The sequence below is a fragment of the Vibrio sp. 1CM23M genome (assembly GCF_023161755.1).
Classification (GTDB): Bacteria; Pseudomonadota; Gammaproteobacteria; order Enterobacterales; family Vibrionaceae; genus Vibrio; species Vibrio coralliirubri.
Genome location: NZ_JALNTR010000009.1, coordinates 30,291 through 50,394, shown reverse-complemented (window position 1 = coordinate 50,394; position 20,104 = coordinate 30,291). Strand labels below are relative to the sequence as shown.

The 20,104-nt window shown below is 45.7% G+C and carries 17 protein-coding genes and 1 pseudogene; 13 read left to right on the top strand and 5 right to left on the bottom strand.

All coding sequences use genetic code 11. The features are described from left to right. The first annotated feature begins 50 nt into the window (after positions 1 to 50). Positions 51 to 1,262, top strand: a complete 1,212-nt coding sequence (locus tag MSG35_RS20170; RefSeq protein WP_248384884.1) for an argininosuccinate synthase — start codon at positions 51 to 53, stop codon at positions 1,260 to 1,262. A gap of 347 nt (positions 1,263 to 1,609) precedes the next feature. Further along, complete coding sequence (argH, locus tag MSG35_RS20165; RefSeq protein ID WP_017061136.1) at positions 1,610 to 3,484, top strand: argininosuccinate lyase; 1,875 nt, start codon at positions 1,610 to 1,612, stop codon at positions 3,482 to 3,484. Between the two features lie 243 nt (positions 3,485 to 3,727). Here the strand turns inward: argH and MSG35_RS20160 are convergent, their stop codons facing one another. Then, positions 3,728 to 3,976, bottom strand: coding sequence for a DUF3624 domain-containing protein (locus MSG35_RS20160; RefSeq protein ID WP_029235154.1), 249 nt, complete (start codon positions 3,974 to 3,976; stop codon positions 3,728 to 3,730). 87 nt (positions 3,977 to 4,063) lie between these two features. Between MSG35_RS20160 and MSG35_RS20155 the strand changes: the two genes are divergently transcribed. Then, entirely contained in the window at positions 4,064 to 4,411 is a 348-nt protein-coding gene (locus tag MSG35_RS20155; protein ID WP_004729674.1) for a RidA family protein, read from the top strand. A gap of 323 nt (positions 4,412 to 4,734) precedes the next feature. On the opposite strand, the gene MSG35_RS20150 is transcribed toward MSG35_RS20155, so the two are convergent. The 3 genes and pseudogenes from MSG35_RS20150 to MSG35_RS20140 form a co-directional block, all read right to left on the bottom strand. Next, entirely contained in the window at positions 4,735 to 6,201 is a 1,467-nt protein-coding gene (locus MSG35_RS20150) for a dihydrolipoyl dehydrogenase (RefSeq protein WP_050649579.1), read from the bottom strand. Between the two features lie 274 nt (positions 6,202 to 6,475). Further along, positions 6,476 to 7,204 carry a glutathione peroxidase gene (locus MSG35_RS20145; RefSeq protein WP_017061133.1) on the bottom strand — a complete coding sequence of 243 codons (729 nt, stop codon included), beginning with the start codon at positions 7,202 to 7,204 and terminating at the stop codon, positions 6,476 to 6,478. Positions 7,205 to 7,248: 44 nt separating this feature from the next. Further along, positions 7,249 to 7,429, bottom strand: a pseudogene (locus MSG35_RS20140) (hypothetical protein). Here MSG35_RS20140 and oxyR point away from each other — a divergent pair. Continuing rightward, entirely contained in the window at positions 7,428 to 8,321 is an 894-nt protein-coding gene (oxyR, locus tag MSG35_RS20135) for a DNA-binding transcriptional regulator OxyR (protein ID WP_017061132.1), read from the top strand. The pseudogene MSG35_RS20140 and the gene oxyR overlap by 2 nt on opposite strands. A 111-nt stretch (positions 8,322 to 8,432) precedes the next feature. Here oxyR and MSG35_RS20130 read toward each other — a convergent pair whose 3' ends face one another. Beyond that, entirely contained in the window at positions 8,433 to 10,994 is a 2,562-nt protein-coding gene (locus tag MSG35_RS20130) for a PBP1A family penicillin-binding protein (protein WP_248384883.1), read from the bottom strand. 151 nt (positions 10,995 to 11,145) lie between these two features. Here MSG35_RS20130 and pilM point away from each other — a divergent pair, with 151 nt between their 5' ends. The 9 genes from pilM to MSG35_RS20085 all read left to right on the top strand — a co-directional run bounded on the left by pilM (position 11,146) and on the right by MSG35_RS20085 (position 19,960). Further along, entirely contained in the window at positions 11,146 to 12,171 is a 1,026-nt protein-coding gene (pilM, locus tag MSG35_RS20125; RefSeq protein ID WP_248384882.1) for a type IV pilus assembly protein PilM, read from the top strand. Continuing rightward, positions 12,155 to 12,754: a PilN domain-containing protein gene (locus tag MSG35_RS20120; protein WP_248384881.1), complete on the top strand. Its 600-nt coding sequence runs from the start codon at positions 12,155 to 12,157 to the stop codon at positions 12,752 to 12,754. The genes pilM and MSG35_RS20120 overlap by 17 nt, the downstream gene beginning before the upstream one ends. Next, positions 12,747 to 13,376, top strand: a complete 630-nt coding sequence (gene pilO, locus MSG35_RS20115) for a type 4a pilus biogenesis protein PilO (protein WP_248384880.1) — start codon at positions 12,747 to 12,749, stop codon at positions 13,374 to 13,376. Before MSG35_RS20120 ends, pilO begins: the two co-directional genes overlap by 8 nt. Continuing rightward, positions 13,363 to 13,881: a pilus assembly protein PilP gene (locus MSG35_RS20110; RefSeq protein WP_052880322.1), complete on the top strand. Its 519-nt coding sequence runs from the start codon at positions 13,363 to 13,365 to the stop codon at positions 13,879 to 13,881. Before pilO ends, MSG35_RS20110 begins: the two co-directional genes overlap by 14 nt. 35 nt (positions 13,882 to 13,916) lie before the next feature. Beyond that, the gene (locus MSG35_RS20105; protein WP_248384879.1) at positions 13,917 to 15,635 is read left to right on the top strand and encodes a type IV pilus secretin PilQ family protein; all 1,719 of its coding nucleotides are present in this window, start codon (positions 13,917 to 13,919) and stop codon (positions 15,633 to 15,635) included. A gap of 176 nt (positions 15,636 to 15,811) precedes the next feature. After that, the gene (gene aroK, locus MSG35_RS20100; RefSeq protein WP_017061125.1) at positions 15,812 to 16,330 is read left to right on the top strand and encodes a shikimate kinase AroK; all 519 of its coding nucleotides are present in this window, start codon (positions 15,812 to 15,814) and stop codon (positions 16,328 to 16,330) included. Positions 16,331 to 16,356: 26 nt separating this feature from the next. After that, on the top strand, positions 16,357 to 17,445 hold the full coding sequence (aroB, locus tag MSG35_RS20095; RefSeq protein WP_017061124.1) for a 3-dehydroquinate synthase: 1,089 nt from the start codon (positions 16,357 to 16,359) through the stop codon (positions 17,443 to 17,445). A gap of 79 nt (positions 17,446 to 17,524) precedes the next feature. Then, positions 17,525 to 19,042 carry an AAA family ATPase gene (locus tag MSG35_RS20090; RefSeq protein WP_248384878.1) on the top strand — a complete coding sequence of 506 codons (1,518 nt, stop codon included), beginning with the start codon at positions 17,525 to 17,527 and terminating at the stop codon, positions 19,040 to 19,042. Between the two features lie 69 nt (positions 19,043 to 19,111). After that, positions 19,112 to 19,960, top strand: coding sequence for a Dam family site-specific DNA-(adenine-N6)-methyltransferase (locus tag MSG35_RS20085; protein WP_048605377.1), 849 nt, complete (start codon positions 19,112 to 19,114; stop codon positions 19,958 to 19,960). The last annotated feature ends 144 nt before the right edge of the window (positions 19,961 to 20,104 follow it).

Genomic DNA, 20,104 nt, shown 5'->3' with positions numbered 1-20,104 from the left:
CATTTCCAACGCTGACCGCCATGTGCAGTATGGAAACTAGGAGAAAGAAAATGAGCAAAGTTAACGTAAAGAAAGTTGTAGTAGCCTACTCTGGCGGTCTAGACACATCAGTAATCATTCCATGGTTGAAAGAGAACTATGACTGTGAAGTAGTTGCGTTTGTTGCGGATGTTGGTCAAGGCGATGAAGAGTTGATTGGTATCGAAGAGAAAGCAAAAGCTTCTGGTGCATCTGAGTGTTACATCGCAGACCTTAAAGAAGAGATGGTTGCTGACTACATCTACCCAACGCTGAAAACAGGCGCTTACTACGAAGGTAAATACCTACTAGGTACGTCGATGGCTCGTCCAATCATCGCGAAAGCACAGGTTGAAGTAGCACGTAAAGTAGGTGCAGACGCACTGTGTCACGGTTGTACTGGTAAAGGTAATGACCAAGTTCGTTTTGAAGGCGCATTTGCTGCACTAGCACCAGACCTACACGTAATTGCACCATGGCGTGAATGGGATCTAGTGAGTCGTGAAGAGTGTCTAGATTACCTAGCAGAGCGCAACATCCCTTGTACGGCTTCTCTTACTAAGATTTACTCGCGTGATGCAAACGCATGGCACATCTCAACAGAAGGCGGCGTTCTAGAAAACACATGGAATGCACCTAACGAAGATTGCTGGGCTTGGACTGTAGACCCTGAGCAAGCGCCAAACGAATCTGAAACAGTGACACTTAAAGTTGAAAAAGGCGAAGTGGTTGCGGTTGATGGCGAAACAATGACGCCATACAACGCACTGGTTTACCTAAACGAGAAGGGTGCTAAGTACGGTGTTGGTCGTATCGATATCGTAGAGAACCGTCTTGTTGGCATGAAGTCACGTGGTTGTTACGAAACTCCGGGTGGCACAATTATGATGGAAGCACTGCGTGCAGTAGAGCAACTGGTTCTTGATAAAGCGGCATTTGAATTCCGTGAAGAGCTCGGTGTTAAGGCTTCTCACCTTGTATACGATGGTCGTTGGTTCACTCCGCTATGTAAGTCAATTCTTGCTGCGACAGAAGAGTTAGCACAAGACGTGAATGGTGAAGTGGTTATCAAACTTTACAAAGGCCATGCAACGGTGACTCAGAAGCGTTCTGACAACAGCCTGTACTCAGAAGAGTTTGCAACCTTTGGTGAAGATGAAGTTTACGACCAAAGTCATGCTGAAGGCTTCATTCGTCTTTACTCGCTATCAAGCCGTATCCGTGCTCTGAATAGCCAAAAGTAATCCTAACAATGAGTTAGTGAACTAACCTTTAGCGAAAGGTTGAAGGTCAGTAAACAGACATTATTATGCAAAGCCCATTCACTATTGATTAGTGAGTGGGCTTTTTACTTTCTATTTGCCTAATAAATCAGCTTCGGTTTTTCCTATCGGATGGCATATAATTCGCGCTCCACGCTAAAAATAATCAATGGATTGAACTGTTGGTGAATAAATATGTGAAAATAATGAATTAATACTTTATTTTCATTTTGAATTGCCGTAAGTTTAAACCATCAGAAAAATACTGAATCTTAATCAGAATTATCATTTGCAAAAACAGTGAGCACTGTGCAATTAGGAGATACACAATGGCATTATGGGGCGGTAGATTTACCCAAGCAGCAGACACCCGGTTCAAAGATTTTAACGATTCTCTTCGTTTTGATTACCGATTGGCTGAGCAAGACATTGTGGGCTCAATTGCCTGGTCTAAAGCTCTACTGTCGGTCAACGTATTAACAGAAGAAGAGCAACAGAAGCTTGAGTTAGCGCTGAATGAGCTAAAACTTGAGGTGATGGAAGATCCTGAACAGATTCTACGTTCTGATGCAGAAGATATTCACAGCTGGGTTGAGCAACAACTTATCGGCAAAGTCGGTGACTTGGGCAAAAAGCTTCACACTGGCCGTTCTCGTAATGACCAAGTGGCGACAGACCTTAAACTATGGTGTCGTCAACAAGGTAACCAACTGCTACTGGCATTGGATCGCCTACAAAGCCAAATGGTGAACGTTGCTTCTCAGCATCAAGAAACCGTGCTTCCTGGCTACACTCACTTACAACGCGCTCAGCCGGTAACTTTTGCTCACTGGTGCTTGGCTTACGTTGAAATGCTTGAGCGTGACTATTCACGTTTGAATGATGCGATTAAGCGTCTAGATACATGTCCGCTGGGTTCTGGTGCCCTTGCTGGAACAGCTTACCCGATGGACCGTGAAGAGTTAGCTCACAACTTAGGTTTCCGTCGTGCAACGCGCAACTCTCTAGATTCAGTTTCTGATCGTGACCATGTGATGGAGCTAATGTCGATTGCTTCTATCTCTATGCTTCACCTTTCGCGTCTTGCAGAAGATATGATTTTCTACAACTCAGGTGAATCAAACTTCATCGAGTTAGCGGATACCGTGACGTCAGGTTCATCTCTGATGCCACAAAAGAAAAACCCAGATGCGCTAGAGCTTATCCGTGGCAAAACTGGCCGTGTTTACGGTTCATTAGCGGCAATGATGATGACAGTAAAAGCTCTGCCTTTGGCGTACAACAAAGACATGCAAGAAGATAAAGAAGGTCTGTTCGACGCTTTAGATACTTGGAATGATTGTATGGAAATGGCAGCACTCTGTTTTGACGGTATTAAAGTGAACGGCGAACGTACACTTGAAGCCGCGAAACAAGGCTACGCGAACTCAACTGAATTGGCTGATTACCTAGTAGCGAAAGGGATTCCTTTCCGTGAAGCTCACCACATTGTCGGTGTAACAGTAGTAGCGGCGATTGCGAAAGGCTGCGCATTAGAAGAATTAACCATCGCAGAGATGAAAGAGTTCTCTGAGGTGATTGAGGAGGATGTGTATGACATCCTGACTATTGAATCGTGTCTTGAAAAACGTAGCGCGCTAGGCGGTGTATCTCCACAGCAAGTGGCTTACGCGGTTGACCAAGCTGAGAAGCGTTTATCACAGCGTGACACTTCCATCGTCAAGGTTCGTCCTGCTCGTCTGACGGATATTGAAGCGTTGGAAGGCATGGTGGCCTACTGGGCGAACATGGGTGAAAACCTACCTCGTTCTCGTAATGAACTGGTGCGTGATATTGGCTCGTTTGCGGTCGCAGAGCATCATGGTGAGGTGACAGGTTGTGCATCACTCTATGTGTATGACTCTGGCTTAGCGGAGATTCGCTCGCTCGGTGTTGAGGCTGGCTGGCAAGGTCAAGGGCAGGGTACCGCAATTGTGCAGCACTTGGTTGAGAAAGCGCGACAAATGGCCATCAAGAAGGTGTTTGTGCTGACGCGTACACCAGAGTTCTTCATGAAGCATGATTTCTTACCAACATCGAAATCTCTACTGCCTGAGAAGGTACTGAAAGATTGTGACCAGTGTCCTCGTCAACATGCATGTGATGAAGTGGCGTTGGAAGTGAACTTGGTAGAGCAGATTATTGCTAAGGTTAATGTTGCATAAGGCATTGATTTTATAACCCCTAAAAAAAAGATCGAAAATATGATCTTTTTTGGGAACAAACTAAGAAAAGCCCGGTCTATTAAAGTACCACTGCTTTTTCTTAGAATTTTCTAAGAAAGCCCTAGAATCGATTGGTTCTGGGGCTTTTTTCTATCTGCTGTTTGGGAAATGATGATGGCTTGCTAAGTCGGGTCATTTAATTGGGCATCTAGCCTTTATCACTTATCTAGCAAAGTCTCTCTGTTAACGCTTTTTGTTCCTTAAAGGCAGCACGACAAACTTCATTATCCAATGTAACGACAGCAACCCACTGAACGCAAAAGCGGCCATCATCAACGCGATGGCATTGATGGTTTTTGGGTCTTCTTTGAAAAACAACCACCATGCTCCCCAACTTAAAATCGACAACACCATCAGCTGATTCATACAGCGCTGGCAGCGGCCGAGTTTGTTACGGATTTTTTCACTTTTATTGCAATGAATGCATGTCATCTTGGGTTTGATTCGCGTTATGCTTGTTGCCTTGATAATAACACGTCACAAGATATTGGATCACGGTGACACAGAGAGAGAAAGTCGATGATTGAGCGCCAAGAAACCAAACAACGCATGAGCCGTATTGTTAAACACAACGGCACTATCTACTTATGTGGCCAAGTGTGTGCTGATGCAACCAAAGACATCACTGAGCAAACACAGACGATGCTGGATAAAGTGGAAGCCCTACTTGAGCAAGCAGGCAGCGACAAAGAGCACATGCTGTCAGCAACGATTTACTTGAAAGACATGAAAGACTTCCAAGAAATGAACGCAGTTTGGGATGCATGGGTTCCAGAAGGCCACGCTCCAGCTCGCGCATGTGTGACAGGCGACATGGCTCGCGAAGCGCTACTTGTTGAGATCTCTGTGATTGCTGCTGAGAAGTAATTGCTTAAAGCTTTTAGTGACGCAATGGCTTCAAGAGATTCCAGATACCTCGTCCCTCGGTTCTGGAATGACGAGTTTAGTTTTGGTTTAGCTGATGCGTCACTTTGATTTGCTTCAGTTTAGACGCGTTTTGAAAAGCACCGTTATTCTGGTTAGCTTCGCCTAGACGTGTATGAAAATTGCTGTCATTCCCGAGAGCGACGAAGGAGCGTAATCGGGAATCTATAGTTTACTCGTTGCCAAAAACAAAAAGGAAAGCCAATGGCTTTCCTTTTTAGTATCTAACGTTTGTTAACTGCTAATTGACTGGCGCTAGTCTGAGATTAACAGCCCGGGCCACAATCCAGACAGTGTTTCACCATCTCTGGACCTAGGTGCAGTTTCGCATTCAGGTCACGTAGCGCTGTTCGTACACCTTCTTCGATTACTGGGTGGTAGAACGGCATGTCTAGCATCTCAGAAACCGTCATCTTGTTCTGGTGTGCCCATGCTAACAAGTGAGCCAAGTGTTCTGCGTTTGGTCCCATCATCTCAGCACCAAGGAAGCGGCCTGTACCTTGCTCGCCGTATACGTGCAGAATACCTTTGTTGCGCAGCATCACTCGAGAACGACCTTGGTTTTCGAAAGACACTTCACCCGTTGCGAAACAGCCACATGTGCCTAAGCGTGTGGTGATCTCTTTGTAGGTTTCACCAACCATCGCGATTTGCGGGTCAGAGAATACTGCCGAGATTTTAGAGCGGCGTAAGCCTGCACGAATCTCTGGGAAGCGACCTGCATTGTCACCCGCAATACGCGCTTGGTCTGCTGCTTCATGCAGTAGAGGCAGTTGGTTACTCGCATCACCAGCGATAAATACTGATGGTAGCGATGTTTGTAGCGTGTAGTGGTCTGCGATTGGCACACCACGTTCATCAAGTTCTAGAGACGTATTCTCTAAACCAAGCTTGTCAGTGTTAGGGCGACGACCTGTTGCTGCCAGTACGTATTCAACGACGTTAGTTTCTAATTCACCTTGTTTATTGATGAACTGGATTTCGACACGAGCTTCACCCGATTCAGTGGTAATGCGCTTCATGCTTTCGATTTTCACGTCGGCATCTAGATAGAACTCTTCATTGAAGGCTTTATCTGCGTAAGCCATGACCTCTGGGTCGGTCACTGGGCCAACTTGACCACCTAAACCGAACAGTTTGGTCTTCACACCTAAGCGGTGCAGTGACTGACCAAGCTCAAGACCAATAACGCCAGGGCCAAATACTGCAACCGATTCTGGTAAATCATCCCAGCTGAACACGTCGTCGTTAATGATCAGACGGTCACCAAGCTCATTCCAAACCGCTGGATATGCAGGGCGAGAACCGGTCGCGATAACAATACGTTTAGCGGTGACAACCGTGTGGTCATCAATTTGTAGTGTGTTGTCGTCTAAAAATTTTGCGTAGCCAGAGATCTTGTCTTGCTCTGGGATTTCATCAACACCTTCTAAAACAAAACCAACAAAACGGTCACGCTCAAACTTCACTCTGTCCATAACTTCACGGCCGTTAATCACGATATCACCTTGTGGGTGAACGCCAAAAGCCGGAGCTTTCTCGATTTGGTGTACGCTTTCCGCAGCTGCAATAAGCAGTTTAGATGGCATACAACCAACACGAGCACAGGTTGTACCGTAAGGTCCGCCTTCAATCATCACGACACTGTCAGTGTGTGCTTTTGCAGCGCGGTAAGAACCTAAACCTGCCGTACCGCCCCCGATAACTGCTACATCTACATTGACTTGTTTCATAATAATTTTCTCGCAATGGCTAAATTTGGTTTGAACGAACCCCTCCAACTCTGGTGATTTCTTGAGAGTCAGGATAGCGGGTCAGTTTTGTGATTCTGTTTTATTAGGTTTAGCTTGTGACTCTGCTTTTATTGCTAACTATAGGTTAGTAAAAGACAGGCGAGTCACCAGCTATATTCTTTTTCTCAAAACTCAGGTAAGAGTGTTTGGAATAGCTAACCCACAAGAGGGTGGGTTAGCTGATACTTCTAAGCCTATATCGGCGATGAAGCGATTAGCCTAGGAAAGTTTCTAGTTCTTCGCTACCACCGATGTGTTTGCCACCGATGAATACTTGAGGAACCGTTGTACGACCAGAGATTGCACGTAGGCTGACTGTTGTTGCATCTTTACCTAGAACCACTTCTTCGTAGTTCAGGCCTTTGTCGATTAGGTTCTGTTTTGCTTTCATACAGAAAGGACAGCCTGGCTTAGTGAATACTGTGATTGACTCTTGCTCTTTGTGCTCAGGAGCAAGGTAGTTAAGCATAGTATCAGCATCAGAAACCTTGAACGGGTCGCCTGGTACGTCTTCTTCGATGAACATTTTTTCTACCACGCCGTTTTTAACCAGCATGCTGTAGCGCCATGAACGTTTGCCGAAGCCGATGTCGTTTTTCTCAACTAGCATACCCATGCCATCTGTGAAATCACCGTTACCATCTGGGATGAATGTGATGTTTTCCGCTTCTTGGTCTGCTTTCCAAGCGTTCATTACGAATGTGTCGTTTACTGAAACACACAGAATGTCATCAACACCGTTCTCTTTGAATACTGAGTGTAGCTCGTTGTAACGAGGTAGGTGGCTTGAAGAACATGTTGGTGTAAACGCACCTGGTAGGCTGAATACGATAACTGTCTTGTCTTTGAATAGCTCTTCAGTCGTTACGTTAACCCATGCATCACCTTGGCGAGTTGGGAATGTTACTTGAGGGATTGATTGACCTTCTTTAGATGCAAACATATTGATTTCCTTAAATAGTATTTTTAATTTTGTTCTATCAGAGCTTAACGTTTTTCTTCGCTCTGTTTCGTTTCGTTGAGCCCATTATTAGATAAATCCTTTGATAGCTCTAATCGTTTGATGTTATGGTTTTGATAGGTAAATTCTATCAAGAGCATTTTTTCTTTTAAATGTTTCTATTAGAACCCTTGTTCTTATTAAAACCTGAGGTAAGAGACTGATCATGAACATTCGTGACTTTGAATACTTGGTGGCGCTCGCAGAGCATAAACACTTCCGAAAAGCGGCAGAAGCGTGCTTTGTCAGTCAGCCGACACTAAGCGGTCAAATACGCAAACTAGAAGATGAAATTGGACTTCAGTTAACCGAGCGTAGTCCAAGGAAGGTAATATTTACAGAATCAGGGTTACAACTTGTTGAACAAGCCAAGCGTATTCTCAATGAAGTGAAAACTTTTAAAGATATGGCGAGTGGACACGGTGAAGCGATGACGGGGCCAATGCACATTGGTTTTATTCCAACTGTTGGTCCTTACATCTTGCCTAAGATTGTTCCTCATCTAAAAGAGAGCTTCCCAGATCTTGAGCTTTACCTGCATGAAGCTCAGACTCATCAATTAGTGAGCCAACTTGAAGATGGTAAGCTTGATTGCTTGGTACTGGCTGCGGTTGATGAAACGGCGGTGTTCAAAGAGATTGATGTGTATGACGAGCCGTTAAGTGTTGCCGTTCCATGTGACCACGAGTGGGCTCAGCAAGACACTGTCGATATGCTGCAGCTAAATGGGCAAACCGTACTGGCGCTAGGTGACGGTCACTGTTTAAGAGACCAAGCCTTGGGCTTCTGTTTTGCTGCGGGTGCGAAAGATGACGAACGTTTTAAGGCAACTAGCTTAGAAACGCTGCGTAACATGGTCGCGGCGGGAGCGGGCATTACCTTGCTACCTCAGCTATCGGTGCCAAAGGAAAAGCAGAAAGATGGTGTGTGTTACGTGCCAGCGGTGAATCCAACACCTTCACGTAGAATTGTCGTGGCTTACCGTCCGGGTTCTCCATTGAAGGGACGTTTCGAGCAATTGGCTGAGACGATTCGAACTCAACTGGAGAAGACGGCTTAGCGCTTGAATTTAGAGCCTAGTCTGGTCAGATATAGATATAAAAAAAGGGTTGATATGAATGCATATCAACCCTTTTTATTGGTTCATGTTACTAGGTTCTACAAATCCTAGTTAGAACAGCTCTTCTATTGCTTCACCTGATGAGGTTGAGTAGATGTCATCATTGAAACGTTCAGTGATGTACTCGGTTGGCTCAGTGCCTTTCTCGAAGTACTCGAACATTGATGAGCTATCGAACTTGTTGGTCAGTAAGCCAGTTTCACGGTCGATACGAACACGAACGATGTTCTCAGGAATCTCTTTACGCTCAGCAGGAACACCCGCTAACGCCGTACCCATAAAATCAACCCATGCAGGTTCTGCTGTTTTCGCGCCAGCTTCTGCACCAGTAATCTGATTCTTACCAAGGTTTGAGTTCGCTTTAGTTCTGCCTAGGTTTCGGTTGTGGTTATCAAAACCAACCCATACCGTAGCCACCATGCCAGGACCGTAACCGCTGTACCAAGTATCTTTCGAATCGTTGGTGGTACCCGTTTTGCCGCCAATGTCACGACGCTTCAACGGCTGTGCACGCCAACCAGTACCGTTCCAACCAGTACCTGCGCTCCAATCACCACCCCCCCAGATGTTGCTGTACATCATTTCACGAACAAGGAATGCGTTCTGTTCAGAGATAACTTGAGGTGCGTATTGTACTTTGGCATCCACATCTTGCTCTGCAAACTCATCAGCCATTGGGTCTGAGGTCATTTGCTGTTGGCAATCGTCTTTACAAACCACTTTTGGTGTCGCTTCAAATTCAGTCTCACCAAATGGTGTCTCAATGCGGCTGATGTAGAAAGGTTCAACGTAGTAGCCGCCATTAGCGAATACTGAGTAACCTTGAGCTACTTTCATTGGCGTTAAGCTACCCGCACCCAGAGCAATGGTCTCTGAACGAGGCACTTCGTCAATATCAAAACCAAATCGAGTTAGGTAGTTACGAGTATCATCTAGGCCAACTTCACGCAGTACACGTACCGCCATTACGTTTTTCGATTGAGCTAAGCCAATACGTAAACGAGTCGGGCCAACGTAGGTTGGTGGTGAGTTCTTTGGTCGCCATGCCGTACCTTGGCTCTTATCCCATTGGTTAATCGGTGCATCGTTGATCAGTGAAGCCAGTGTTAAGCCTTTCTCAATCGCTGCTGAATAGATAAATGGTTTGATACCAGAACCTACCTGACGAATAGATTGCGTCGCACGGTTGAACTTGTTGTGGACAAAGTTAAAGCCACCCACCATCGACAATACTGCGCCGTTGTTCGGGTTCATTGCCACAAACGCAGTGTTTGCATTTGGCACTTGGCTTAGACGCCAAACAACAGGTGTTTCCGATTCTGCTGTCGCTGACTCTTCTGTCGGCTCTTCAGAGACTTCGTCACCTGTTACGGCTTCATGGCGAACCCAGATTTGCTCACCAACCGCCAGAATCTCTTTCGCTTGAGAAGGCGCTGGTCCTTGGCGGTTATCCGTTAGGAATTTACGCGCCCAGTTCATGCCTTGCCATTCGATAGTGCCTTCACCTTGGTTCTTAACCCAAATTTGAGCACTTTTCGAATCAACCGCGGTAACAACAGCAGGGACTAGGTCACCATAGGTTGGTTGAGACTTAAGGTGTTTAACGATTTGTTCTTGATCCCACGCTGATTGCGCAGTCTGCCACAATACTTTTTCAGCACCACGGTAGCCGTGACGCTCATCGTAGCCAAGTAGGTTCTTAATTGCGGCTTGATTCGCTGCTTTTTGCAGTTTCGAATCAACGGTCGTGTAGACCTTCATGCCTGATGTATAAGCTTCTTCACCATAGCGTTCCACCATCCAAGCACGTGCAACTTCAGCAACATATGGCGCGCTCAGTTCGATCTCTGCACCGTGGTATTTCGAGATAAGCTCTTCGCTACGAGCGTCATCGAACTCTGCTTGAGTGATGTATTTCTCGTCTAACATACGACGCAATACAACGTTACGACGGTTAGTCGCGCGCTCAACAGAGTAAATAGGGTTCATTGTCGAAGGTGCTTTTGGCATACCCGCAAGGGTCGCAATTTCACTCAGCGTTAGATCAGGAAGATCTTTACCGAAGTAAACACGTGCTGCCGCGCCAAAACCATACGAACGGTGACCAAGGAAGATCTTGTTAACGTAAAGTTCCATGATCTCTTCTTTACTAAGAAGCTGCTCAATGTGGATCGCAATGAAGATCTCTTTGATCTTACGCATGATCTTTTTCTCATTAGATAAGAAGAAGTTACGCGCAAGCTGTTGAGTAATGGTACTCGCACCTTGTTTTGCTGAACCCGACATGGCAACTACGAGTGCTGCACGTGTGATACCGATTGGATCAATACCTGGGTGTTCATAGAAACGGCTATCTTCGGTGGCAATCAGAGCCTCAACTAAGTGGCGAGGAATCTCGTCATAAGTGACTGGATTACGACGCTTTTCACCAAATTGAGAGATCAACTTACCGTCTTGACTGAAGACTTGCATCGGCGTTTGGAGTTCTACGTCGCGCAAAGTGGCAACATCAGGCAACTCTGGTTTTACGTAAAAATAAAACCCGAAAATTGTACTGACTCCAAGAATCATGCAAATCAATGTAAATATGAATAATCGCTTTATGAACTTCACCGGATAATCCCTGATTAGTTAAGGCTGATAAGCAGCAAACCCTTGTACTCTAGGCTAAAAACTTAGCTTTCGTTTATTAACGCTTATTTAACTAATAATCACAACCCCTAGATAATCAACGAAATGCTTGGCACTTCAGGAGCTAGGTCACATGGGTTCATCATTAATTACAGGTATAGATATAAATCATCACAGCATCAAAGCCGTGGTACTAAAACCCGTGGGGGAGTTGTATGCCCTAGTGGGATACAAAGAGCTGCCGATTTCGGACGACATTTTTACAGCTAACCATACTTTGGAGTATCAGAAAACTGTTAAGAAACTTAAAGAACTTAGGAAAGGACTGCCTTTTGGCTGTCGCAACGTCGCCATTTCGGTACCTGATAACACAGTGATCAGCAAAGTACTGCAAATAGAGAGTGAGTTAGAAGACAGAGAGAAAGAGTTTTCTATCTATCAAACCTTCGCCCATCAATCTCCCTTTCCTATCGAGGAGCTGAGTTTAGATTTTGTAAAGCTGGAAGACAAACGATTTGGTAAAGGTTCGACAAGCAGTTATCAGGTATACGCCACTCGTAAGGAAGTGGTGGATAGCCGAGCGGATGCATTAACTAAGGCTGGCTTTAAACCTGTGGTGGTGGATACGCAGGCGCATGGGCTACTTAATATCTGGCAATTGGCCTCGCGTCTGTATCCTGATAAGAAAAACTGGTTGCTGGTGGATGTTGGAATCGACCAAACCTCGCTAGGGGTTATCCCGCAGAATTCGGCGCCTTTCTATAAAGACATCGCCTTTGGCACTCAAGATCTTCGCAGCTCAGATGACCCGAGTGATATCGAGAGCGTGTTCGGTACTATGGAAGAGACACATCAATTCATTGTTAACCTGATTGAGAAGCTCAAGCGTCAATTGCAGCTCTATTCCTCGGGAAATGCGCAGCAACCTATCTCAGGGATCTGGCTGATGGGTGAGGGTGCCAGCATTCCTATGGTAACCGAAGAGCTAGAACGTCATTTTCAGATGAGCTGCGAGTCATTGAATCCTTTGTCTCTGTTTGAGAATAAGGTCGCCAAGAGACGCCGACTGCCGATGGACTGGCAACACTTTGGTATCGCGGCGGGTATGGCGATGAGTGGACTCAAGTGGCAGGGAGAGAAGCATGTTGCATCAAATTAACCTGCTGCCGTGGCGTGATGAGATTCGTGCTCAGCACAAGAAGCGTTTTATCCATCTGGTCATTCTTGGCGTCATCATTGCGCTTATAGGGCAATGGGCGGTTGGTCACTATTTTCACGACCAACAAGCCAAGCAGCAAGCTCGCCTCAATTACCTCAATCAGTACATTGCTGAGCTCGACCGACAAATTCAGTCGTTAAAAGTCGCAGAGCAAGAACACAAAGCCATTCTGACTCGACTTGATGTGGTTGAGTCGCTGCAGCTTGGCCGCAATAAGACCACCGACTTTATGAACTTGATGCCGGAGCTGATTCCAGAGGGTGTGTATGTCGACAAGATAAAGATGAATGGTCAGGAGATTGAAATGTCGGGCATCAGCGACAGTACTGCTCGTCTCGCCACCATGTTGGACAACCTCGAACGTTCAGATTCTCTGAAAGGGGTCGAGATGCACTCTATCGTTCATAACCGCAAGCGCTTCAATAAAGAGTTTCAGACCTTCAAGGTCTCTTTTGTGTTTAGCCCTGTGTCTTTAGAAAGCACAACCGCAAGCAGAAAAGAGAAGGGGGCGCATCATGGCTAGTTTTCAAAATAGGATTAGTTGGCAAAACAGGATGAGCTTGCAAGATCTCGATGTTGATGAGATCACCGAATGGCCATTGTTGCCTCAGCTTCTCGTGATTCTGGTGTTGATGGTGTTAATCCAAGGTGTTGGTACTTGGCTGTATCTGCTGCCGCTCGACGAGGAACTGCAACAAATGAAGCAACAGGAGCAGACCTTAAAAACGACCTTGAGGATAAAGGCGAATAAGGTTGCAGCCTTGCCTAAGTTGCAGAGCCAGTTGGATGAGCTAACTAGTCGTTACGATTATCTATTAGAGCAGCTGCCAGTTCAAAAGGAGTTAGCGAGCATGCTGGCCTCCGTGAATGAGCTCGGCTTGGATAACTCGCTGACCTTCACACGAATCGATTGGGGGCAAAAGCAGAATAAGGAGTTTCTCTATCGATTGCCTCTCAATATAGAGCTGACAGGTGACTATCACGAGATTGGGGACTTCTCTGCTGCTATCGCCAAGCTGCCGCGCATCATCAGCTTTGATGATGTGAATTGGCAGCGAGTCAGCCAAGAAAGTAGCACGCTGCATTTTAGGGTTCGAGCTTATACCTACCAGTTTAAATCGGAGGTCAATGATGAAACCCAATAGCGCGTTTTACTCAATCGTATTGATGCTTGCGTTGTCAGGCTGCAAAGCTAATCAAGACTCACTGCAAGACTTTGTCGCGCAGGTTGAAGCCAAGGCGAGAAAAGACGTCGAGCAACTTGTCCCAGCAACTGAATTCACGGCGGCGACTTATCAACGCCGTGCTTTTCGTCCTCCCTTTGAACTGCCTAAAGAAGCCATTGTGCAAAACCAACCCTTGGTCAAGAAAGACTGTTGGCAACCCAGCGCCCGTTCTCGTAATGGCAAGTTAGAGAAGTACCCGCTGAGTAAGCTTCGTTTAAGAGGCGTGATGGGCAGTGGATCAAGCGTGTTCGGCTTAGTGCAAACACCCAAAGGCAACGTGGTAAACATCAAGAAAGGCCAGTTTATCGGCTTAAACAATGGCCGAGTTACTAAGGTGACGAGCCAATACGTTCAGATTAATGAAACTCTTCCAGATGGCTTAGGTTGTTGGCATAAGCGCAACGTTAGGCTGGCTCTGAAGTAAACCAATGTCACATGATGTGGATATGAGATGTAAATATGATTAAAGGAATAAGTGGATTAGTGAGCAAGGCTCTACAAGGTTTTGCTGTGTCTGTGATGTTGGTTGTTAGCGTGCTCAGCCATGCCGAGAGCTTACCGAACAAATTGGAGAATATTGATTTTAGGGTCAATAAGGATAAAGACGCCGTCATCATTATTGAGCTGGCGACCAGCACAGCAGTGGTGGATGTTCAACGAGCTCAGGAAGGGTTAAGTATCGAGCTAATCAATACTCAAGTTGATGATGACAAGCTCTACCTGCTGGATGTGAAGGATTTCGCTACCTTGGTTGAAGGCATTGAAGTCTATAAAGAGACACCAAGCACTCGGCTTCTAGCGACGATTAGCAATGACTATCAGTATGAATACAACCTAAAGGGGCGCTTTATTGAGGTGGTGATCAGCAAACCGGTGCTCGATGAAGCGACCAAAGAAAAAAGCGTTCTAGAGAAAGAGGGCAAGCTGATATCGATTAACTTCCAGGATATCCCGGTACGAAATGTCCTGCAACTGATTGCCGATTACAACGACTTCAATCTCGTGGTGTCTGATTCGGTAGCCGGAAACCTGACGTTACGCTTAGATGGCGTACCTTGGCAGCAAGTTCTCGACATTATCTTGCAAGTTAAAGGCTTGGATAAGCGTGTTGATGGCAATGTTATCTTGGTCGCGCCGAAAGCGGAGCTCGACCTTCGAGAGCAACAAGCGTTAGAGAAATCGCGCTTAGAAGAGGAGTTAGGGCAGCTTAAATCGGAAATCATCAAGATTAACTTTGCTAAGGCCACCGACATTGCTGACATGATTGGCGGTGAAGGTGCGGTCAGCATGTTGTCCGATCGTGGTTCAATTACCATTGATGAGCGCACCAACTCACTGCTTATTCGTGAATTGGAAGAAAACATTGCCGTGATCAGAGGCATCATTGAATCGCTAGACATTCCCGTGAAGCAAGTACAGATAGAGGCGCGTATTGTCACTGTTACCGAGGGTAACCTAGATGAGCTTGGCGTGCGCTGGGGCGTTTCCTCAACCAACGGAAGCTTCACCGTTGGCGGTTCAATCGAAGGCAACCACCCATCAGCGATCACGCCGTATGACGACGATAGCGGCAGCAGCGTGATTGATGACTATCTCAACGTCAATTTAGGGGCAACATCGCCGAACGCCTCGAGTATTGCATTTCAGGTGGCCAAGCTGGGCTCAGATACCTTGCTTGATCTTGAACTGTCGGCACTGCAACAAGAGTCGAAAGCTGAAATCATTTCCAGCCCACGCTTAATCACCACCAATAAAAAGCCCGCTTATATTGAGCAAGGTACTGAAATTCCTTACTTAGAGTCATCTTCAAGTGGCGCTACGTCGGTCGCATTTAAGAAAGCGGTATTGAGTCTTAAGGTGACACCGCAGATCACACCCGACAATCGTTTGGTATTGGATTTGAGCGTGACTCAAGATAGGCCTGGGCAAGTGGTAAAAACCGGAACCGGTGAAGCAGTCGCAATTGACACGCAAAGGATAGGGACGCAAGTGCTTGTTAATAATGGTGAAACTGTCGTGCTTGGTGGGATATTTCAGCACAGCGTGAGCAGTACAGTGGATAAAGTTCCTCTGTTGGGAGACCTGCCAGTTTTGGGTGCATTGTTCCGTCGTAGCTATGAAAATGTGGGTAAAAGTGAACTACTTATTTTTGTCACACCCAAAGTTGTGATTCAGTAATGAACAATTAGATTAAAAATAAAGTTGCATTAGTGGCACCTAACCTTGATAATTTCGGGTCTTATCACGAATTATCTGTGAGGAATCGGTGCCACGGGCCTTTTAATTTCAGTACTTGTACTGACCTACCTTGTGGCGATGTCATTGAATTAACGTTGTAAATTACTGCTAAAAACATGGCTGAGAAACGCAATATTTTTCTTGTTGGCCCAATGGGCGCCGGCAAAAGTACAATTGGTAGACACCTAGCTTCCCAACTTCATATGGAGTTTCTAGACTCTGACACTGTGATCGAAGAGCGCACTGGCGCAGACATCGCATGGGTTTTTGATGTTGAGGGCGAAGAAGGTTTCCGTAAGCGCGAAGAATCTGTAATCAATGATCTGACAGAAGAACAAGGTATTGTTCTTGCGACAGGTGGTGGTTCAGTGTTGAGCAAAGAAAACCGTAACCGTCTATCTGCACGAGGCATTGTTGTATACCTAGAGACAACAATTGAAAAGCAACTTGCTCGCACTAACCGCGACAAGAAACGCCCTCTACTTCAAACAGACAACCCGCGTGATGTGCTAGAAGATCTAGCTGTATCTCGCAACGCACTATACGAAGAAGTGGCGGACTACACAGTTCGTACTGACGACCAAAGTGCAAAAGTGGTAGCCAACCAGATCGTAAAAATGCTAGAAGAACGTTAAGTTCATTTTTTTCGGAGAGCAAACCCATGGAACGGATTACGGTCAATCTAGCTGAGCGTAGCTACCCTATCTCTATTGGCGCCGGGTTATTTGAAGACCCGGCGTACCTTTCTTTTTTATCAGGCAAACAGAAAGTTGTTGTTATCAGTAATGTGACAGTAGCGCCTCTTTATGCAGATAAAATTTTATCGCTATTGGATCAAGTAGGCTGTCAGACATCTCTTCTCGAGCTGCCAGACGGTGAACAGTACAAAACCCTTGAAACGTTCAATTCAGTGATGAGCTACATGCTTGAAGGAAATTACAGCCGCGATGTGGTGGTGATTGCTTTAGGTGGTGGTGTAATCGGTGACTTGGTCGGTTTTGCTGCCTCTTGTTACCAGCGCGGTATTGATTTCATTCAAATCCCGACGACCCTTCTTTCTCAAGTGGACTCTTCTGTTGGTGGTAAAACCGCAGTAAACCATCCTCTTGGTAAGAATATGATCGGCGCTTTTTACCAACCGAAATCTGTGATCATCGATACTAACTGTTTATCAACGCTTCCAGAGCGTGAGTTTGCAGCTGGCATTGCTGAGGTGATCAAATACGGCATCATTTACGATGAAGCCTTCTTTGATTGGTTGGAGCAGAATCTAGAGAAACTTTATCAACTTGATGAAGAAGCACTGATTACCGCGATTGCTCGTTGTTGTGCAATTAAGGCTGAAGTGGTGGCTCTAGATGAAAAAGAGTCAGGAATCAGAGCGTTATTGAACCTAGGTCATACATTTGGTCATGCGATTGAAGCAGAACTAGGCTATGGTAATTGGCTACATGGTGAAGCTGTGTCGTCAGGCACTGTAATGGCAGCTAAAACAGCTCAATTACAGGGACTGATCTCTCAGCAGCAACTTGAGCGAATTATTTCTATACTCAAGAATGCGAAACTACCAATCCATACGCCAGAAAGCATGTCTTTTGAAGACTTTATGAAGCACATGATGCGCGATAAAAAAGTGCTGTCTGGTCAGTTGCGTTTGGTATTACCAACAAGTATTGGTACTGCTGAAGTGGTTGCTGATGTGCCTCAAGACATCATTAAACAAGCGATCGATTTCTGCCGTACTCTTTAAATTTGGTTGTGAGGTTGCCTAGCTAAACTCTAGGCAACTGAAGCGTTTTACTGATCGATCTTATCAGTAGGGATCCCCAATGAGTTTGGCTCATGAATTAAGAGTATTAGAGTTAGAATCTCAAGTTGAGCTGCTAGAGCGCTTACAGCTTTTGACTAACTTTGGTTCAAACCTTGTGACGGTGGCTGGCAAAGCTGGCTCTGGCCGATCTTGGTTAGCTCAGCGTTATCTTGAAGCATGGTCGACAGAAAAAAATCAGTGTTTACTGCTTTGTCATCCAAGCCAAGACGATCAACAACGCCGTGCGCTTATTCTTAGCCAAATTGTTTCTGACCCCCTGTTTAATCAACATGATTCTTTATCGGATAGCCTGACAAGGCTACTGGATGGAGAACCGTGTAATGTGGTTATCGTCGTTGATGATGCCCAACGACTTTCTGAGCTATTGGTATCCGAATTATGGATGTTGGTACTGGAAGCTCAATCAAACCCTCAATGGACGATCAATATCGTTCTCTTCTCGGAACCTGGCCACTTAGATACGTTATTAACGCGTTTGAGTTACGGTCAGCAACACAAGCCTATCGATCTTGAGATCGATGACCTTTCGCAACCAGAAGCTGAACATTTCTTTGAATCACTGGTGATTCGATATGTTGATGATGAGTCTGAAACTCGCGTGCGACGTGCGTTTAATAAAGCGCAACCTCTGCCCGGTGAGTTAATGGCTTTAGGAGAATTGAAAGTGGAAAAAAGGATTATTATTCGCTCAATTATTGGCTCACCCATCAATATCTCGATTGTGGTGGCCTTGCTGTTGATTTTAATTGGTGGTGGTTATTGGTGGATGTTCAGTCAACCAACACCAGACGATAAAGCGCAGTCTCTTATCGCACCGATTGAACAGACGGCTATTCCAACCTTTGAAGTGGAAAGCGGCACTGAACAAACTGGTGTTGATGGATCTATTGATTCTGAAGCTGAAACCGACATGAGTTACCAAGGTGCCGATGATGATAGTTCGTCTCTGCCACCGACTGTCGTTGAAGATACCGCGAGTGTTGGAGAAGTCGAACAAGATCAGCAGCGTGTTGTGATCACCTCTGATGTGGTTGATGCCTTGCTTGATGATAAACCTGAAAGCGCTGATACCAGTACGATTGATGCTGCTGTTGAAGAAAACACAGGTGCAGCGGTGAGTTCGCAGTCAGATGCAGACAAAGTGGAGTCACAGCCTTCAACCGATGAAACAGCAGACCTAACCCAGTCCACACCACCGACGCAGAAAATCACATTCTCATTTTCTCGCGAAGAGTTACAAGCTATCTCTCCGCGAGCTTATACTTTGCAGTTGAGTGCGATGACCTCATTGGACGACGTCCAATCTTTCATTGAAGAGTATGACCTTGAGAACAAGGTTCGTATTTACCCAACACTTCGCAACGACACCAAGTGGTTTATTATCACTTATCAAGATTACCCAACGATTCAAGTGGCGAGAGACGCGGTAAGTGCGTTATCAAAACCCCTTCAACAGTTGGAACCTTGGGCAAAATCGATGAATCAAGTGCATCGAGAGATAGAACGTGCGAAATAACCCTGAGCTTAGCCTCAAAATATGTTACATTCCGCAGCCTTATTTTTGAGTTGATAGATAGAGCAGTAAATGAAAAAGCAGCGTGCCTTTCTAAAATGGGCTGGTGGTAAATATGGCCTAGTTGAAGACATCCAACGTCACCTGCCACCTGCTCGTAAATTGGTAGAACCGTTTGTCGGTGCCGGCTCAGTATTTCTGAATACTGACTTTGAACAGTACCTGCTTGCAGATATCAATCCCGATCTTATCAACCTGTACAACCTGCTTAAAACCGATCCTGAAACTTATATCACGGAAGCGAAGCGCTGGTTCTGTCCTGAGAACAACCGTAAAGAAGCCTTCTTAGATATTCGCGCTGAGTTCAATGGTACAGATAACGTCATGTATCGTTCGTTGGCTTTCTTGTATATGAACCGATTTGGCTTCAATGGCCTATGTCGTTACAACAAGAAGGGCGGTTTTAACGTTCCATTTGGTTCTTATAAAAAACCTTACTTCCCAGAAGCTGAGCTGGAATTTTTTGCCGAGAAAGCGAAAAAAGCCACCTTCGTCTGTGAGGGATACCATGAAACCTTTAGCCGCGCGCGCAAAGGCTGTGTGGTTTACTGCGATCCTCCATACGCACCACTGTCGAACACGGCAAACTTTACCTCTTACGCAGGTAATGGCTTTAGCTTAGATGACCAAGCTGCACTGGCGGATGTTGCTGAAAAAGCAGCGATGGAACGCGGTATTCCTGTTTTGATTTCAAACCACGATACGACGTTAACTCGTCGCTTATATCATGGTGCGGAGTTGAACGTGGTTAAGGTGAAACGTACCATCAGCCGTAATGGCGCTGGCCGTAATAAAGTTGATGAGCTATTGGCGCTTTTCCATAAAGAGAAAAACCAGCAGCACGCATCAGCGGAACAGTAATGGTCAGAATATCCGCCAAACTCATTAAATTGAGTGACCAACGGATACTTTCTTAAACTAATCTTTCGAACTGCTAGGATCTGCTTAGGTGCTTAGGTAGAATTGCACACCAAATAGTCTTGGGATTGAGTCTTGTATTTGTGT

What these genes read in the sequence shown, in the direction of transcription:
- MSG35_RS20170 (WP_248384884.1), top strand. Translation starts at nt 51, where the DNA reads ATGAGCAAAGTTAACGTAAAGAAAGTTGTAGTAGCCTACTCTGGCGGT.
- argH (WP_017061136.1), top strand. Translation starts at nt 1,610, where the DNA reads ATGGCATTATGGGGCGGTAGATTTACCCAAGCAGCAGACACCCGGTTC.
- MSG35_RS20160 (WP_029235154.1), bottom strand. Translation starts at nt 3,976, where the DNA reads ATGACATGCATTCATTGCAATAAAAGTGAAAAAATCCGTAACAAACTC.
- MSG35_RS20155 (WP_004729674.1), top strand. Translation starts at nt 4,064, where the DNA reads ATGATTGAGCGCCAAGAAACCAAACAACGCATGAGCCGTATTGTTAAA.
- MSG35_RS20150 (WP_050649579.1), bottom strand. Translation starts at nt 6,201, where the DNA reads ATGAAACAAGTCAATGTAGATGTAGCAGTTATCGGGGGCGGTACGGCA.
- MSG35_RS20145 (WP_017061133.1), bottom strand. Translation starts at nt 7,204, where the DNA reads ATGTTTGCATCTAAAGAAGGTCAATCAATCCCTCAAGTAACATTCCCA.
- oxyR (WP_017061132.1), top strand. Translation starts at nt 7,428, where the DNA reads ATGAACATTCGTGACTTTGAATACTTGGTGGCGCTCGCAGAGCATAAA.
- pilM (WP_248384882.1), top strand. Translation starts at nt 11,146, where the DNA reads ATGGGTTCATCATTAATTACAGGTATAGATATAAATCATCACAGCATC.
- MSG35_RS20120 (WP_248384881.1), top strand. Translation starts at nt 12,155, where the DNA reads ATGTTGCATCAAATTAACCTGCTGCCGTGGCGTGATGAGATTCGTGCT.
- pilO (WP_248384880.1), top strand. Translation starts at nt 12,747, where the DNA reads ATGGCTAGTTTTCAAAATAGGATTAGTTGGCAAAACAGGATGAGCTTG.
- MSG35_RS20110 (WP_052880322.1), top strand. Translation starts at nt 13,363, where the DNA reads ATGAAACCCAATAGCGCGTTTTACTCAATCGTATTGATGCTTGCGTTG.
- MSG35_RS20105 (WP_248384879.1), top strand. Translation starts at nt 13,917, where the DNA reads ATGATTAAAGGAATAAGTGGATTAGTGAGCAAGGCTCTACAAGGTTTT.
- aroK (WP_017061125.1), top strand. Translation starts at nt 15,812, where the DNA reads ATGGCTGAGAAACGCAATATTTTTCTTGTTGGCCCAATGGGCGCCGGC.
- aroB (WP_017061124.1), top strand. Translation starts at nt 16,357, where the DNA reads ATGGAACGGATTACGGTCAATCTAGCTGAGCGTAGCTACCCTATCTCT.
- MSG35_RS20090 (WP_248384878.1), top strand. Translation starts at nt 17,525, where the DNA reads ATGAGTTTGGCTCATGAATTAAGAGTATTAGAGTTAGAATCTCAAGTT.
- MSG35_RS20085 (WP_048605377.1), top strand. Translation starts at nt 19,112, where the DNA reads ATGAAAAAGCAGCGTGCCTTTCTAAAATGGGCTGGTGGTAAATATGGC.